The sequence below is a fragment of the Microbacterium sp. bgisy207 genome, assembly GCF_965345035.1.
GTDB lineage: Bacteria > Actinomycetota > Actinomycetes > Actinomycetales > Microbacteriaceae > Microbacterium.
The window spans coordinates 128,602-144,321 of the sequence record NZ_CBDRMG010000008.1 but is presented as its reverse complement, the minus strand read 5'-3'; the positions used below and the strand labels follow the sequence as shown (position 1 = coordinate 144,321).

General features: G+C 69.3%; 12 protein-coding genes. 7 read left to right on the top strand and 5 right to left on the bottom strand.

The features are described from left to right. The first annotated feature begins 60 nt into the window (after positions 1-60). Positions 61-759, top strand: a complete 699-nt coding sequence (locus tag ACSGC5_RS09760; protein WP_434970436.1) for an alpha/beta hydrolase — start codon at positions 61-63, stop codon at positions 757-759. Between the two features lie 56 nt (positions 760-815). On the opposite strand, the gene ACSGC5_RS09755 is transcribed toward ACSGC5_RS09760, so the two are convergent. The 4 genes from ACSGC5_RS09755 to ACSGC5_RS09740 all read right to left on the bottom strand — a co-directional run bounded on the left by ACSGC5_RS09755 (position 816) and on the right by ACSGC5_RS09740 (position 8,263). Continuing rightward, positions 816-2,867 carry an acyl-CoA dehydrogenase family protein gene (locus ACSGC5_RS09755; RefSeq protein ID WP_434970435.1) on the bottom strand — a complete coding sequence of 684 codons (2,052 nt, stop codon included), beginning with the start codon at positions 2,865-2,867 and terminating at the stop codon, positions 816-818. Between the two features lie 167 nt (positions 2,868-3,034). Further along, the gene (locus tag ACSGC5_RS09750; RefSeq protein ID WP_434970434.1) at positions 3,035-3,586 is read right to left on the bottom strand and encodes a gluconokinase; all 552 of its coding nucleotides are present in this window, start codon (positions 3,584-3,586) and stop codon (positions 3,035-3,037) included. 43 nt (positions 3,587-3,629) lie between these two features. Next, positions 3,630-5,585 (bottom strand): DNA helicase RecQ, encoded by a 1,956-nt coding sequence (recQ, locus tag ACSGC5_RS09745; RefSeq protein WP_434970433.1) that lies wholly within the window; start codon positions 5,583-5,585, stop codon positions 3,630-3,632. A 53-nt stretch (positions 5,586-5,638) separates the two neighbouring features. Next, entirely contained in the window at positions 5,639-8,263 is a 2,625-nt protein-coding gene (locus ACSGC5_RS09740) for a DEAD/DEAH box helicase (protein WP_434970432.1), read from the bottom strand. Positions 8,264-8,276: 13 nt separating this feature from the next. Here ACSGC5_RS09740 and ACSGC5_RS09735 point away from each other — a divergent pair, with 13 nt between their 5' ends. The 5 genes from ACSGC5_RS09735 to ACSGC5_RS09715 all read left to right on the top strand — a co-directional run bounded on the left by ACSGC5_RS09735 (position 8,277) and on the right by ACSGC5_RS09715 (position 13,122). After that, a complete protein-coding gene (locus ACSGC5_RS09735; protein ID WP_434970495.1) occupies positions 8,277-8,690 on the top strand; it encodes a GNAT family N-acetyltransferase in 414 nt (137 codons plus the stop codon). After that, the gene (locus ACSGC5_RS09730; protein WP_434970431.1) at positions 8,690-9,721 is read left to right on the top strand and encodes a pirin family protein; all 1,032 of its coding nucleotides are present in this window, start codon (positions 8,690-8,692) and stop codon (positions 9,719-9,721) included. Before ACSGC5_RS09735 ends, ACSGC5_RS09730 begins: the two co-directional genes overlap by 1 nt. 39 nt (positions 9,722-9,760) lie before the next feature. Then, the gene (locus ACSGC5_RS09725; RefSeq protein WP_434970430.1) at positions 9,761-10,306 is read left to right on the top strand and encodes an ECF transporter S component; all 546 of its coding nucleotides are present in this window, start codon (positions 9,761-9,763) and stop codon (positions 10,304-10,306) included. Between the two features lie 159 nt (positions 10,307-10,465). Beyond that, a complete protein-coding gene (locus tag ACSGC5_RS09720; protein ID WP_434970494.1) occupies positions 10,466-12,280 on the top strand; it encodes an ABC transporter ATP-binding protein in 1,815 nt (604 codons plus the stop codon). Further along, a complete protein-coding gene (locus ACSGC5_RS09715) occupies positions 12,277-13,122 on the top strand; it encodes an energy-coupling factor transporter transmembrane component T (RefSeq protein WP_434970429.1) in 846 nt (281 codons plus the stop codon). Before ACSGC5_RS09720 ends, ACSGC5_RS09715 begins: the two co-directional genes overlap by 4 nt. Positions 13,123-13,215: 93 nt before the next feature. On the opposite strand, the gene ACSGC5_RS09710 is transcribed toward ACSGC5_RS09715, so the two are convergent. Beyond that, positions 13,216-14,379 (bottom strand): acyl-CoA dehydrogenase family protein, encoded by a 1,164-nt coding sequence (locus ACSGC5_RS09710; RefSeq protein WP_434970428.1) that lies wholly within the window; start codon positions 14,377-14,379, stop codon positions 13,216-13,218. Positions 14,380-14,617: 238 nt separating this feature from the next. On the opposite strand from ACSGC5_RS09710, the gene ACSGC5_RS09705 reads away from it, so the two are divergent. After that, the gene (locus ACSGC5_RS09705) at positions 14,618-15,691 is read left to right on the top strand and encodes an Rv2578c family radical SAM protein (RefSeq protein WP_434970427.1); all 1,074 of its coding nucleotides are present in this window, start codon (positions 14,618-14,620) and stop codon (positions 15,689-15,691) included. Positions 15,692-15,720 lie beyond the last annotated feature (29 nt).

Here is a 15,720-nt window from a genome sequence, read left to right as displayed (position 1 = left end):
GGGGCTCGCCCCTCACTATCGTCGGGAACCTCACACGGAAGTTCAAGAGAAAGGACACCGATGTCCCGCCCCACTCTGCTCCTCGTTCACGGCGCGTGGCACGGCTCGTGGGCCTACGAGCCGCTCGCCGAGATCCTTGCCGCACGAGGCTGGACCGTCGAGACGGTCGATCTGCCGACGGTCCACGCGCCCGACAAGGCTGAGCGCACCCTCGCCGATGACGCCGGCGCCGTCGCGGACGCGATCGACCGGATCGAGGGCCCCGTCGTCGTCGTCGCTCACTCCTACGGAGGCGTTCCGACAACGCAGGCCGCGACCGACCCGAAGGTGGCGCACATCGTGTACATCGCGGCGTTCGCCCTCGACGAGGGCGAAACGCTCCTCGGTGCAGTGGGAGGCGTGGCACCGGACTGGTGGCAGATCGAGGGTGCGTTGTCGACGGCGGGCAACGACGAACTGCCGCCGCGCACGCTCTTCTTCCACGACCTCAGCGAAGAGGAGTCCGAACGCGCCAGCGCACGACTCCTGTCGCAGGCGGTGCAGCCGTTCAGCGCCCCGCTCACGGCAGTCGCCTGGCGGGACCGCCCGACGACCTACCTGATCACCGAGGAGGACACCGTGTTCCCGGTCGTCGCCCAAGAGGCGCTCGCTGCCCGGGCGGGATCGCAGACGGCACGACTGCGATCGAGCCACTCGCCCTTCCTGTCGCAGCCGGATGCAGTCGCCGACGTGATCGAGCGCGCGGCGCGGAGCATCTGACAGCCGGACTCACGAGCCGGTGAGGCGGGGCATCGTCTGCGGTGACGGTCCCCGTCTCACCGGTTCGAGCGCGCGACCTTCTCGGGAACCGGCGCCGACCCCTCGGCCGCCTGCCGGGCGTAATACTCCGCGGCCTCGTCCTGCCGCTCCTGCTCGGCACCGGAGGCGATGGGGGCGCGCACATGCTCGGGCTCATAGCCGAACGCATCGACGAGCTCTTGCGCGTGTGGGCGGAGGCGCCGCAGCAGCCTGTCGATATAGCGGGTCACCGCCGCCCCGCGCTGGTTGGAGAGCCGCCCGTTGATGAGGTACCAGGACAGGTGCTTTTCGATGAGGGTGAGACCGAACAGGTCCCGAAGCCACGTCAGCACCTGCTTCGTATCGGCGTCGTCGACGCGGTTGACGGCATCCGTGAAGGCTTCCCACTGCAGCAGCTCGCCGTGCGCGCGCCCCGCCTCGATGAGCTCCGCCTGATTCTCGCTGAAGAGGGCCGCGGCGTCGGCCTTCGACATCTTGGATGCCGGACGCAGGCGCCCCGCGATGTCGGCGACCATCTGCTGCACGCGGTCGCCGAGCAGCTCATGCTGCTGGTCGGCGCGGAGACCGCGCTCGACGGCACGGGCCGTGGAGCCGAAGTCCGTGACGACTTGACCGAACTGGCGCAGTCCCGCGCCGTGGACGACGTTGCCGGCAGTCTGCCCCACCGCGAACCGAGCGAGCGATGCGGCATCCTTGCCCTTGAACTGCTTCGCGTAGTCCGAGAGCAGGCGCTTGCCGACCAGCTGGAGGAGGACATTGTTGTCTCCCTCGAACGTGACGTAGATGTCGAGATCGGCGCGCAGGGCAGTGAGTCGGTTCTCGGCGAGGAACCCCTGGCCACCGCAGGCCTCTCGCGCCTCCTGGATCGTGTCGAGCGCGTTCCACGTCGAGAGAGCCTTCAGCGCCGCGGCGAGGGTCTCGAGGTCCTCCCGCTCGTCGGGGGTGTCGGTGCGTCCGCTGAAGACGCCGTCGAACATCTGCAGGAGCTCGTCGTGAGCGAACGCCTGCGCGTAGACCTGCGCGAGTCGCGGCAGGAGCCGGCGCTGGTGCTTGCCGTAGTCGAGCAGGACGACCTCGGGCGTTCCCGCACCGTTGTCGAACTGCCGGCGCTGGTTGCCGTAGGTCACGGCGATCGTGAGCGCGAGCGCGGATGCCCAGGTCGCGGCACCGTCGAGCGAGACGCGACCCTGAACGAGAGCACCGAGCATCGTGAAGAAGCGGCGTCCGGGACTGTCGATCGGGCTGGAGTACGTGCCGTCGGGCGCGACATCGCCGTACCTGTTGAGGAGGTTCTCGCGCGGGATGCGCACGTTCGTGAAATGGAGGCGACCGTTGTCGATGCCGTTGAGTCCGCCCTTGACTCCGTCATCCTCACCACCGACGCCAGGCAGGAAACTGCCGTTGTCGTCGCGGATCGGCACGAAGAAGCAGTGCACGCCGTAGTTCACGCCGCCCGTGATCAGCTGCGCGAACACCGTCGCGGCCTTGCCGTGCAGCGCCGCGTTGCCGAGGTAGTCCTTCCACGCCCCGCGGAACGGAGTGTGGATGACGAACTCCTCGGTCTCGGGGTCGTATGTCGCGGTCGTGCCGATCGCCGAGACATCCGAACCGTGTCCGGTCTCGGTCATGGCGAATGCCCCCGGCAGGGCCAGCGAGATCACATCGGGAAGCCAGCGGTCGTGGTGCTTCTCGGTGCCCAGCTGATAGATCGCGGAACCGAACAGGCCCCACTGCACGCCGGACTTGATCTGCAGGCTCGGGTCGGCGAGGACGAGCTCCTCGAAGCCGGCGAGGTTGGCGCCGTTGTCTTCCAGGCCGCCGTACTTCTTGGGGAACGCGCGGCGGGATCCGCCGGCGTCGACGAGCAAATGCAGCTGGCTGAGGACCCGCTCGCGGTGCTCCTCCATGGGAAGCCCGTTCACCTGCCAGAAGGCGGGGTCCTTGATGAGCTCACGAGCTTCGCGCCGGGTATCTGCCCAGGTGCCCAACAGCATCCGTGACACCAGGTCCCGGTCGATGCAGGGTTCGACAGTGCGGGTTTCGGACGGACGGACGACAGCGTCAACCATGCGATCACCTCTCGATGAGGGGGAAGGGAACGTCACTGCCCACGGTAGGCATCCCACAAACACAGCCCAAATCACTTCACGATGCGCACAACGACGGCGGAGTGGCACCCCCGGCGTGATTGTGGCGTTGCGACAGGGCGCTCAGGATGCTGTCAGGGAGGCCCGCATTACGCCGCTCGATTCCGGGAAACCCACGCGACAGCACGGCTCGCGATCGTCGCCACGTCGTCGGCAACGTCGATCACGACGCCGTCCTCGTCGCTGCCGAGCGGCTCGAGAGTGGCAAGCTGCGACTGCAACAGCGCCGGCGGCATGAAGTGGCCGGTGCGCGCGAGAGCCCGGTCACTCAGGAGCTCGGGATCCCCGGCGAGGTGCACGAAGACCGTATGTGGGGCGTGAGTCCGGAGGCGATCGCGATACGACCGCTTCAATGCGGAGCACGCGACGACGACTCCGGATGCCTCCGCGGCAGCACCGTGGGGCACCTGTCCGCCGGCGGAGCGCAGCGCCAATCGCTCGCCGACCAGGTCGAGCCACGGCATCCTGTCGGCGTCCGTCAGCGGAATACCCTGCGACATCTTCGCGACGTTCTCAGGCGGATGCAGATCGTCCGCGTCGACGAAGGGGAGGTGCAGACGACGGGCGATCTCGATCCCGACCACCGACTTGCCACTCGCGCTCACTCCCATGACGACGATCGCGGTGCCGGGTCGGGTCATGCTGCCAGCCTAGGGCGGACGGCACCGCGATGTCGCAGCAGCGTCAGGCGTGGGCAGCGACGACAGCCAGGACGGCGTCGCCGTAGGCGTCCTTCTTCTTGGCGCCGATGCCGGTGATGCCCTCGAGGCCCGCCGCCGAGGTCGGGCGAGTAGCGGCGAGCGCGCGCAGGGTCGCGTCGCCGAAGACGACGTACGCGGGAACTCCCTGCTCGCGAGCGGTCTCGGCGCGCCAGGCGCGCAGCGCCTCGAAGAGGTCGCGGTCGGCGGGAGCGACATCCGCCGCCGCCGTCTTGCGAACCCGGGCGGCGCCCGCGCGCCCGGCGACGTCGCGGCGTAGCGGCACCGCCTGCTCGCCCTTGAGGACAGAGCCGGCAGCGTCACCGAGCGCGAGCGTGCCGTACTCACCGCGGGCGACGAGGATGCCGCGGGCAAGGAGCTGGCGCACGACGCTGCGCCAATCCTGGTCGGAGAGGTCGGATCCGATGCCATAGGTCGCGAGACTCTGATGGCCGAGCTGACGGATGCGGTCGGTGTCGGCCCCGCGCAGGATGTCGATGAGCTGGCCCGCGCCGTAGGCCTGCCCCCGCTCGCGCTGGAGGCGCACGATCGTCGAGAGGAGCTTCTGGGCCGGAATGAGACCGTCCCAGGTCTCGGGCGGCTCGAGGCACGTGTCGCAGTTGCCGCAGGGCTGTGCAGGCTGGCCGAAGTACCCGAGCAGGTTCACGCGGCGGCACTCGACGGTCTCGCAGAGGGCGAGCATGGCATCCAGGTGCTGGTGCTGCCGGCGTTTGCGCGCGAGATCGCCCTCGCCCCCGTCGATGAGGCGGCGCTGCTGCACGACATCCGCAAGCCCGTACGCCATCCACGCGATCGACGGGTCGCCGTCGCGGCCCGCACGACCGGTCTCCTGGTAGTACCCCTCGACCGATTTCGGGAGGTCGATGTGGGCGACGTAACGCACGTCGGGTTTGTCGATGCCCATGCCGAACGCGATCGTGGCGACCATGACGACGCCGTCTTCGCGCAGGAACCGCTGCTGGTTCGCGGCACGGATGCCGGCATCCAGCCCCGCGTGGTACGGCAGCGCGTCGACGCCCTGCGTGCGCAGGTAGGCGGCGGTCTGCTCGACGCTCTTGCGACTCAGGGCGTACACGATGCCCGAGACGCCGGGCGGTTGCGCCTTCACGAACGCGGCGAGCTGGCGACGGATGTCGACCTTCGGCTCGATCCGGTACTGGATGTTGGGGCGGTCGAAGCTGGCGACGAAATGACGCGCGGCGGGCAGACGCAGCCGGTCGGTGATCTCGCGGTGGGTCTCGCGTGTCGCGGTGGCCGTCAGCGCCATGCGCGGCACCCCGGGGAACCGCTCGCCGAGGTCGCCCAGCGCAAGGTAGTCGGGACGGAAGTCATGCCCCCACTGCGAGACGCAGTGGGCCTCGTCGATCGCGATGACGCTCAGCCGGCCGCGCTGCAGGAGTGCCGTCGTCGCGGCGCCCGAGAGGCGCTCGGGGGCGACGTAGAGCAGATCGAGCTCACCGGCGAGGTACGCGCGTTCGGTCTCGGCCCGCTCGGGCGCGGACTGCGTCGAGTTCAGCGCGGCGGCCCGCACACCGTTGGCCCGGAGGGCCTCGACCTGGTCGTGCATCAGGGCGATCAGCGGCGAGACGACCAGGCCCGTGCCCTCCCGCACGAGCGCCGGCACCTGATAGGTGACGCTCTTGCCGCCGCCGGTGGGCATGAGCACGACGGCGTCCCCACCCGCGATGACGTGGTCGACGATGTCGGCCTGATCGGCACGGAACGACTCGTAGCCGTAGACCTCGCGCAACACCGCCACAGGGTCGGCATCCGTGAACGACCGCGCCGGCGACGGGGCGGCGCGGCCCGGCGGGGCGATGAGCGGCTCCCAGTCCTCTGGCGGTTCCTCGTCCTCCGGCGGCGGGGCGAGGTCGTCGGGGTCCCACGCCACGTCGGCGTAGGGATCCTCGGGCGTGCTCACCATCCCACCGTAGCCCGCCCCCTCGACGCGGCGAGGGCCGCCTTGGGCCCTGCTCACAGCCGCACGACCTCGGTGACGCGCACCACCGCGGTGCCCTCCTCGACGGATGCCGCGAGATCCACCTCCGCACGGATGCGCCAGTCGTGGTCACCCGCAGGATCGTCGATGACTTGCTCGACACGCCAGGTGTCGTCATCCGTCGTGTCGATGACGCACAGCTGCGGCGAGCGCGCGGGGCCACCGGTGAGGATCTCGTCGTGCTCGTCGTAGTACCGATCCATCGCCGCGGACCAGTCGACGCCCGGATCGAGTTCTGCCAGCGCGTCGTCGTCCTGGAGTGCGGCCAGCTGCACCCGGCGGAACAGCTCGTTGCGGACGAGCACCGTGAACGCGCGGCGGTTGGTCAGCACAGACGGCGGCGCGGGCGGCACGACCGGCGCCTCGGGGTCGGGTGCCGGATTGACGAGCGCCGACCACTCATCGACCAGCGACGAGTCGACCTGACGGACCACTTCGCCCAGCCACTCGATCAGATCGAGCACCTCATCGGTGTGCGCCTCGGAGGGAACGGTCTGGCGCAGCGCGCGATAGGCATCCGAGAGGTAGCGCAGCACGAGCCCCTCGCTGCGGGCGAGTTGATAGAAGGAGACGTACTCGCCGAACGACATCGCCCGCTCGTACATGTCGCGCACGACGGACTTGGGCGAGAGCTCGAAGTCGAGCACCCACGGCTGGCTCGATGCGAAGACCGCGAACGACTGCGCCAGCAGTTCCGCGAGCGGCTTCGGATATGTGATCTCTTCGAGCAGCGCCATCCGCTCGTCGTACTCGAGGCCGTCGCGCTTCATGGCGGCCACCGCCTCGCCACGCGCGCGGAACTCCTGCTGCGACAGGATCGCCCTCGGGTCGTCGAGAGTGGCCTCGATGACGCTGACGACATCCAGCGCATAGTGTCCCGTGCCGGCCCCGCCCGCGCTGGCACGCGCATCCGAACTCCGCAGGATCGCGCCATCTTCGGAGGATTCCGGCTCAGAAGTGCGGAGTTCGCGCGATTCTGCGGAGTTGGCGGGGGCGGCAGGGGTGGGAGCAGGGGCGGGGGCAGGGGTGGGGTCGAGCAGCGAGATGGCGGCGAGCGCGAAGGGCGAGAGCGGCTGGTTGAGGGCGAAATTCGGCTGCAGGTCGACGGTGAGACGGATGCCGTCAGCGCCGGCATCCACGATGCCTGCCGTCACCAGCGTGCGGAAGATCGCAAGCGCGCGCCGGGCGAGCTCGTACTGCCTGCTGCGGGGCTCGTGGTTGTCGAAGACGAGCGAGCGCACGTTTCCGAAGACGTCGCCCCCGCGCCCGATGACGTTGATGAGCATCGCGGCCGTCAGCTGCAGGTGCGGCGTGAGCGGTTCCGGTTCGGCGGCGATCAACCGCTCGAAGGAACCCTCACCCCAGTTGACCTGGCCGGTGGGCGCCTTCTTGCGGACGATCTTCTTGCGCTTGGCGGCATCGTCCCCGGCTTTCGCGAGCGCGACGGCGTTCTCGATCTCCCACTCCGGCGCCATCACGACGACATTGCCGTAGGGGTCGAATCCGGCGCGGCCCGCGCGACCGGCGATCTGGTGGAACTCTCGGGCCGTGAGTTGACGCATCCGGGTGCCGTCGAACTTGGTCAGCGCCGTGATCAGAACCGTGCGGATGGGGACATTGATCCCCACCCCGAGCGTGTCGGTGCCGCAGATGACCTTCAGCAGCCCGCGCTGGGCCAGGGTCTCGACCAGCCGCCGGTAGCGGGGAAGCATGCCCGCGTGATGGATGCCGATGCCGGCGCGCACGAGGCGCGAAAGTGTCTTGCCGAATCCGGTCGTGAAGCGGAATCCCCCGATCTCGGCGGCGATCGCGTCGCGCTGCTCTCGCGAGGCGATCTTCGTATTGATCAGTGCCTGTGCCCGCTCGAGCGCGGCAGCCTGCGAGAAGTGGACGACGTAGACCGGCGCCTCCTTCTCCTCCAGAAGCCGTTCGAGTACCTCGTGGACGGGGCGGCGCTCGTACGAGAAGTGCAGCGGGACGGGCCGCTCGACGCCGGTGACCAGCGCAACCGCCCGATCGGTGCGCCGCTCGAGGTCGCTCACGATCGGTGTGACATCGCCGAGCGTCGCCGACATCAGCAGGAACTGCGCCCGCGGAAGCATCAGTAGCGGGATCTGCCACGCCCAACCCCGCTCCGGATCGCCGTAATAGTGGAACTCGTCCATGACCACCGCGTCGATGTCGGCATCCGCGCCCTGCCGCAGGGCGATGTTGGCGAGGATCTCGGCCGTGCAGCACACGATCGGCGCATCGGGATTGACCGCGGAATCGCCCGTGACCATCCCGACCCGCTCGGCACCGAAGATCTCGACCAGGGCGAAGAACTTCTCGGCAACGAGAGCCTTGATCGGCGCTGTGTAGTACGAGCGGCCACCCCGCGCGAGCGCAGCCGCGTGCGCCGCGATCGCAACCAGCGACTTGCCCGTTCCCGTCGGGGTGGACAGCACGACATGCGCACCCGACACGATCTCCATGACCGCCTCGTCCTGCGCGGGATAGAGACGGATGCCGCGCCCCTCGGCCCACGCGACGAACGCGTCATAGACGGCATCCGGGTCAGCGCCGCTCAGGGCATCCGGAAGCGATGGGCGAGTCGTCACCCCCCGAGTCTGCCTGACCGACGCGGACGGACGGCGCGTTCCGCGACGTCTCGCGGAACACGGGGGCCGCCGCCTACGTTGGGAGGAAGCGACGAAAGGACAGGCGATGGCCGACACCGATGTGACCCCCGAGGTCGTGCGCAACGACGACAAGGGACGATACGAGATCAGCCTCGACGGAGTCCTCGCGGGCTTCACCGAGTTCGCAGCCGACGATCAGGGCCGGCTGGTCTTCCCGCACACCGAGATCGATCCCGAGTTCTCGGGGCGCGGATTCGGTTCCGAGCTCATCGGGGAGGCGATGACGGATGCCGCATCGCGCGGCGAGACCGTGGTTCCGCAGTGCTCGTTCGTCGTCCGCTACCTGCAGAAGCACGAGGTGAACGGGCTCGATATCGCCTGGCCGAACGAGTCCGCGTCGGCCTGATGACCAGGCTGGATGCCGACGCCGCGGTCGCCGAGGAGGGCGCGGCCGATTGCGACGGGCCGCGGCTGCTGAGCCTCGAGGTGCGCGACGTTCCCCTCGGGGGACTGCGCGGCATGCAGGTCTCACGCGCACTGCCGCAGCGCGAGCTGCCGATGGTCGGAGCATGGTGCTTCCTCGATCGCTTCGGGCCCCAGCGGACGACGATGCGGGTCGAACCGCACCCGCACATCGGGCTGCAAACCGTGACCTGGCCGATCCTGGGCGAGGTGCGTCACCGGGACTCGGTCGGCAGCGACGTCACGGTACGTCGCGGCGTGCTCAACCTGATGACCGCGGGTGCGGGGATCGCGCACTCCGAATACTCGGTGGGCGAGACGGATGTCGACCTGGACGCACTGCAGCTGTGGGTCGCTCTGCCCGATGCGACCCGCTTCGGGCCGGCATCCTTCGAGCAGCACGACGGGCTGCCCGTCCTCGACCTGCCCACCGCCGCCGGGACAGCGAGCGCGACGGTCGTGCTCGGCAGCCTCGGTGACGCATCGTCGCCCGCGACCGTGCACACGCCCATCGTGGGCGCCGAGCTGGAGCTGGGACCCGGGACGGATGCCGAGGTGCCGCTGCGCCCGGAGTGGGAGCATGCGCTTCTGCTTCTGGGCGGCGACACGACGGTGGACGGCAGGCACGCCTCAGGAGCGCAGAGCAGAGCCGGGTCCGAGAACAGCGCTGGAACCGAGAACGTCGCCGCTCTGGATCCGACGCGACTGCTGTATCTGGGCACGCAGCGCGATGCGATCACCCTCCGCAGCGAGGCGGGAGCGCGACTGTTCCTGCTCGGCGGCGAGCCGTTCCCCGAAGAGATCGTGATGTGGTGGAACTTCGTCGGACGCTCCCACGACGAGATCGTCGCCGCTCGCGAGGACTGGGAGAACTCGGCCGCCCGTTTCGGGCACGTCAGGGACCACGGGCCCGAGCGGGTCCCAGCGCCTCCGCTTCCCGGGGTGCGCCTGACGCGTCGCCGGCGGCGGATCTGACACAGACTTTGGTCCCGAACGCGGGACTACGCTGATACCGTGGCCCGAACCTCCGTCCTGACGACGCGCGTGCTCCTCACGACCGCCGCGATCGGCGTGGCGACGGGTCTGCTCGGGGGCATCGCGGGCTGGGTCACTCCCGTCATCCTCGTGACCGTGCCGATCCTGTACGGCGTCGTGCTGGGCGCCCACGTCCTGCCCGGCATCATCGCGCAGGAAGTCATCCGGCTGCCGTGGGTCGCGCTGCTCACCCATGTCTTCGCGGCGCTGGTCGCCAGCGCCATGGCGCCGCAGTGGGCGCTGCGATTCCTCGGCACGGCGATCCTGTTCGGCGGCATCCAGGAGCTGGTCGCGGCGCTGACCCGCTACCGCGTGTGGGACGCGTGGCGCTTCTTCATCTCGGCGGTGGTCATCGGCGTGCTGGTTGCCGTTGTCGTCGCGTTCGCCGCCGACCTCGCTTCGCTGCCGCTGTGGGCACAGATCGTCTACCTCATCGTCGCGGTGCTGGGCCCCGTCGCGTGGACGGCCGCGGGACTCGGAATCGGCGTGGCGTTGCGGCGCGCCGGGGTCGCCCGCCGCCGATGACCTCGGTCACTGCACCCTCGGAACCTTCTCGTTTCCGGGGCATGTCGAGTAAGGGTCAACTAAGTTAGGGAATACTTCCCTTTCCGACGAGGACCCGTGACCACACCCTCCGCATCCGCAGCGCGCCCCGCAGCCGTCGCACCCGCTCGGGTGGACGCGATGCCCGGTGACGGGTCGCGCGGGGTCGAGCCTCCCGACCCGCGTGCACCGCTGCTGCGCCTGCGCGATGTCGCGATCACGCACGAGGGCGAGGATGCCGCCACTCCCGCATCCGTGTCGTTCGAGGTCGCGCGTGGCGACGTCGTGCTGCTACTCGGGCCGAGCGGCTCCGGCAAGTCGACGATCTCGCTCGCGATGAACGGCCTCATCCCGCATGCGGTGCCCGCCGCCATCGCGGGCAGCGTGGAGGTGGCCGGAATGGACACCGCGACCCACACTGTCGCGCAGCTGTCCACGCACGTGGGAATCGTGTTCCAAGATCCCGACGCGCAGCTGGTGACCGGAACACTCCTGGACGAAGTCTCGTTCGGCCCCGAGAACCTGCGGCTGCCGGTGCCCGAGGTGCTTTCGCGCGCCGAGTCGGGACTGCGTCGCATGGGGCTGTGGGACCGGCGATCCGAGAACCCGGACCGCCTCTCGGGCGGGGGCCGCCAACGCCTGGCGATCGCGTGCGCACTCGCGATGGGCGCACCGCTTCTCGTCCTCGACGAGCCGACCGCGAACCTCGACCCGCAGGGTATCGACGATGTCTACGCGGCGCTGGCCGAGCTCGCGGCATCCGGCGACCGGGGCATCGTGCTCATCGAGCACAACCTCGACGCCGCCGTCGCGTTCGTCAATCGCGTCGTCGTCATGGATGCCGAGGGCGTCGTCGTCGCGGACGGGTCGGTCGATGACATCCTGCGAGATCGAGCCGACGAGCTGCTCGAGCTCGGTGTGTGGCTTCCCACCTCGACGCTCGCAGCTCTGCGGCTGCGCTCGGCCGGCTACCGGTTCGACCCGCTGCCGGTCACTCCCGATGAGCTGCGCGCCGCCCTCGACAGCCAGCCCTCGCCCGCGGCCCGTTCCGCCGAGCAGAGGAGGCTCGGCTCAGCCGAGGACTCCGCCGCCCCGGGGCCCCTCGTGTCAGCCGATTCTCCTCACGCCGGCGTTGCGGGAGGCCGCACGGGCGCTCCCCGCATCGAGGTGCGCGGGCTCACCCTCCGGCGACGCAAGACCGCAGTGCTCAGCGACGTCTCGCTCGACGTGCGCGACGGCGAGTTCCTCGCGATCGTCGGCGCCAACGGTGCCGGCAAGACAACGCTGATCCAGGCGGTTGCCGGCGTCCTCACGCCGCCACGGGGGACGGTCCACGTGGATGGCCTCGATGTCGCCCGCCTCGACGAGCGCGCACTGTGGTCTCACGTGGGCTTCGTGTTCCAGAATCCGGAGCATCAGTTCATCGCGGCATCCGTGTTCGACGAGATCGCGCATGGCCTGCGCCGCCAGCAGCTCGACGAGGCCGAGATCGAAACCCGCACCCTGGCTCTGCTCGACCGGTTCGGGCTGCGGGAGCGGGCCCACGTGCACCCGTTCCTGCTGTCGGGAGGACAGAAGCGGCGACTGTCGGTCGGTACCGCACTGGTTGCGGGAGCCCCCGTTCTCGCGCTGGACGAGCCCACCTTCGGTCAGGATCGCGCGCGGGCCGAGGAGCTGCTCACACTCCTGCGCGACCTGAACCGGGACGGCACGACGATCATCGTCGTCACCCACGACATGCAGCTGGTGGCCGAGCACGCCGATCGCGTCGCGGTGATGGAGGCGGGCCGCGTCACCGCGACCGGGTCGCCGGCGGAGATCTTCGCGGATGCCGACCTCATCGCCCGGGCAGGGTTGCGGCTGCCTCCACTCGCCCGCGCTCTCGCGCCGCTCACAGCGCACCCATCCCTGACGGCGATCACGCGCGTCGCCGACCTTCCCGGGGGCGAGCCGTGACGACCGCATCGACCGTGATCCCGGCATCCGTGGCCGAGGACCCCTACGCCGCAGCGCCGCGTACTTCCGCACTGCGGTTCCTGTACGCGCTGAATCCGCTCGCGAAGATGGCCGCCATCCTGCCCGCGATCGTGCTGCTCGTGTTCGTCCGCGATCTCGCGACGCCTCTGGCCTTCCTCGCCCTGGCCTACGTCGTCCTGCTGGTCGGCATCGCCCTCAGCATCCGCGCCGCCGCCGTGCTCACCCTCGCGATCCCGGGCGCGATCCTCGTGCTGGGCGTCGGCTTCTCACTCTGGACGGATGCCGCGCTTGTCGCCGACACTCCACCCGTGCTGCAGATCGGTGCATGGACCCTCCACAGCGACGCGCTCCAGATCGGGTTCGCGACGGGGCTGCGTCTGGGAGCGATCCTCGCGCTGTCGCTCATTCCCGGGCTCAGCACCACCGGCCCCGACCTCGTGCGCGCGTGTGTGCAGCAGCTCCGCGTGCCCTACCGCATCGGCTACACCGCGCTTGCCGCCTTCCGCTTCGTGCCCCGCTTCGGACACGAGCTCGAGATCATCCGCCAAGCACACCGGGTGAGAGGCGCGCATCGCGGGCGCGGTCCGATCGCGAGCGTGCGCCGGTGGGCGAGCTACATCGTCCCGCTCCTGGCGGGCGCGATCCGTCACGCCGAGCGGGTTGCCCTCGCGATGGATTCTCGTGCCTTCGGCGCCTACCCCGAGCGCACCGAGCGCCACCTCGTACCCTTCCGGGCCCGGGATGTCGTCTTCATCGCCGCCTTCTGGGTTGCGTCAGCCGCGCTGTTCGTCGCGTTCTTCCCCTGGGCGCCGCCGATCTGACCCGAGGTGCCGTGGCCGGCACCGACACGACGGATGCCGTGACCCCGGCCCGGTGGGAAGCGGCGGTCACGGCATCCGTGTCGACGTCGTCGATCAGCGCTTTCCGGCGAGATCCCGTCCGACGATCTCACGCATGATCTCGTTCGTGCCGCCGTAGATGCGGTGGACGCGGGCGTCGAGGAACGCGCGGGCGATCGGGTACTCGGTGATGTAGCCGTATCCCCCGTGCAGCTGTACGCCGAGGTCCAGGACCTCCCACTCGCGCTCGGTCGCCCAGAACTTGTACTTCGCGGCCTCTTCGGCGCTGAGCTTGCTGTCCTTGTAGGCACGCATGACGCGGTCGGTGTATGCCCACAGCGCCTCGACGTTCGCCGACATGTCGGCCAGGCGGAAGCGCGTGTTCTGGAAGTCGGCGATCCGCTCGCCGAAGGCCTCGCGGTCCTTCGTGTAGGCGAGGGTCCAGTCGAGCGCCGCCTGTGCGGCCGCCGCGCCTGCGACCCCGATCGACATGCGCTCCAACGGCAGGTTCATCATGAGCTGCACGAAGCCCATGCCCTCACGGCCGCTGATGAGGTTGGCCTCCGGAACGAAGACGTCACTGAACGAGAGCTCCGCGGTGTCGTGCCCGTGGAAGCCCATCTTGTGCAGCTTCTTACCGTGGTCGAATCCCTCCATGCCGTTCTCGATGAGCAGCAGGCTGAAGGCATCCGGGCGGTTACCCTCGCCGGTCTTGACGAAAGTGACCACCAGGTCGGCGGTCTTGCCGCTGGAGATGAACGTCTTCGCACCGTTGACGATGTAGCCACCGTCGACCTTCTTCGCGGTCGTCTTGATGCCGCGCAGGTCGCTGCCGGCGCCGGGCTCTGTCATCGCGAGAGCGCCGATCACCTCGCCGGTCGCCATCCCGGGGAGCCACTTCTCTTTCTGCGCCTGCGTGCCCATGTGCACGAGGTACGGCACGGCGAGGTCGTCCTGGATGCCGAACGCGCCCGCGAGCGAGCCGGATCCCGCCGCGATGACCTCTTCCATGACGATCGCGCGGAAGCGGTAGTCCTGCAGCATTCCGGCGCCGCCGAACTCCTCCGGCACCGACAGGCCGATGAGCCCGGACTCGCCGGCGGCCTTCATCGTGTCGCGGTCGATCTCGCCCTCGGCATCCCACCGGGCGATCGCCTCATTCGTGACGTATCGCTTGACGAACTCCTTGACGACGTCGCGGAACGCCTCGTGGTCCTCGTCGTAGATGTCGCGCTCCATGTGAGCCCTTCCTTCTCCATCGATGGTGTGGGTCTGCCGCGGAATCGGCCGATCGGCGCCCTCGCCGTCGCGATTCTATGCCCCGCCACCACACGGGATTCGAACCGGCTGTGGGATTGCGGTTCACGGTCCGCGGTACTGAGTCCCGCATTTGTGGGATGCCTCCAGCTTCGGCATCCGGTTCGAATCAGAATATCGCCTGCTTGACTTGGCATCGTATTTTTGTTCGACTATGGCGATGCGGTGGAACGGACAGGCAATCGGCGCGATCGACGACGGTGCACTCCCCGGCATGGAGCACCTCGGCGGATTCGTGCGATCGGTGACGACTCCGGAGTTCGCGGGCATGACCTTTCACGAGGTCGTCGCCAAGAGCGCGCTGAACCATGTCCCGGGCGCGTCGGCGATGCCGTTCGACTGGACCGTGAACCCGTACCGAGGATGCAGTCATGCATGCTCCTACTGCTTCGCCCGGGGGACGCACGAGTACCTGGAGCTCGATTCCGGGCGCGACTTCGACTCGCAGATCGTCGTCAAGGTCAATGTCGCAGACGTGCTGCGTACCGAGCTGGCCCGACCGTCGTGGACGGGCGACGCGGTCATGCTGGGTACCAACACCGATCCGTATCAGCGTGCGGAGGGACGCTACCGGCTCATGCCCGGAATCATCCAGGCGCTCACCGACGCCGGCACCCCGTTTTCGATCCTTACCAAGGGCACTCTGCTGCGCCGCGATCTGCCGCTGCTGACGGAGGCCGCGCGCGAGGTCGATGTGTCGCTCGCGATGTCGATCGCCGTCTTCGACGACACGCTGCAGCGCGCACTCGAGCCGGGCACCCCGAGCGCGTCTGCCCGCCTCGAGACGGTGCGGGCGGCGACGGATGCGGGATTTCGGGTGACGGTCTTCCTCATGCCGATCCTCCCCCACCTCACCGACTCCGTCGCGGCGCTCGATGACGCGCTCTCGCGCATTCGAGCCGCGGGGGCGCATCGGGTCGTGTTCGGCGCCCTTCATCTTCGCCCGGGTGCGAAGCAGTGGTTCTGGCAGTGGCTCGAGCGGGAGCATCCGGAACTGGTCGGTGCGTACCGCGGGCTGTATCCGGGCGCCTCGGCATACGCACCGAAGCCCTACCGGCAGTGGCTCGCCAAGCGTGTACGACCGCTCCTGCGGGTGCACGGCCTCAACGGTCATGCCGAGGAGGAGGCGCCGCCCCGCGAGCCGGTTCCCGGGCTGGCCGCGCGGCGCGCTGCGGCATCCGTCGTCACCACCTCGCGCGGGCGGCGGGCGGATGCCGCGGCCATGCTGTTCTGAGGGCGGTCGGGCGCTCCCGCACGCCGCCC

Bases quoted from the DNA above. Each gene is read 5' to 3' on its own strand.
- ACSGC5_RS09710 (WP_434970428.1), bottom strand. From the start codon at position 14,379: ATGGAGCGCGACATCTACGACGAGGACCACGAGGCGTTCCGCGACGTC.
- ACSGC5_RS09720 (WP_434970494.1), top strand. From the start codon at position 10,466: ATGCCCGGTGACGGGTCGCGCGGGGTCGAGCCTCCCGACCCGCGTGCA.
- ACSGC5_RS09730 (WP_434970431.1), top strand. From the start codon at position 8,690: ATGACCAGGCTGGATGCCGACGCCGCGGTCGCCGAGGAGGGCGCGGCC.
- ACSGC5_RS09750 (WP_434970434.1), bottom strand. From the start codon at position 3,586: ATGACCCGACCCGGCACCGCGATCGTCGTCATGGGAGTGAGCGCGAGT.
- ACSGC5_RS09705 (WP_434970427.1), top strand. From the start codon at position 14,618: ATGCGGTGGAACGGACAGGCAATCGGCGCGATCGACGACGGTGCACTC.
- ACSGC5_RS09755 (WP_434970435.1), bottom strand. From the start codon at position 2,867: ATGGTTGACGCTGTCGTCCGTCCGTCCGAAACCCGCACTGTCGAACCC.
- ACSGC5_RS09760 (WP_434970436.1), top strand. From the start codon at position 61: ATGTCCCGCCCCACTCTGCTCCTCGTTCACGGCGCGTGGCACGGCTCG.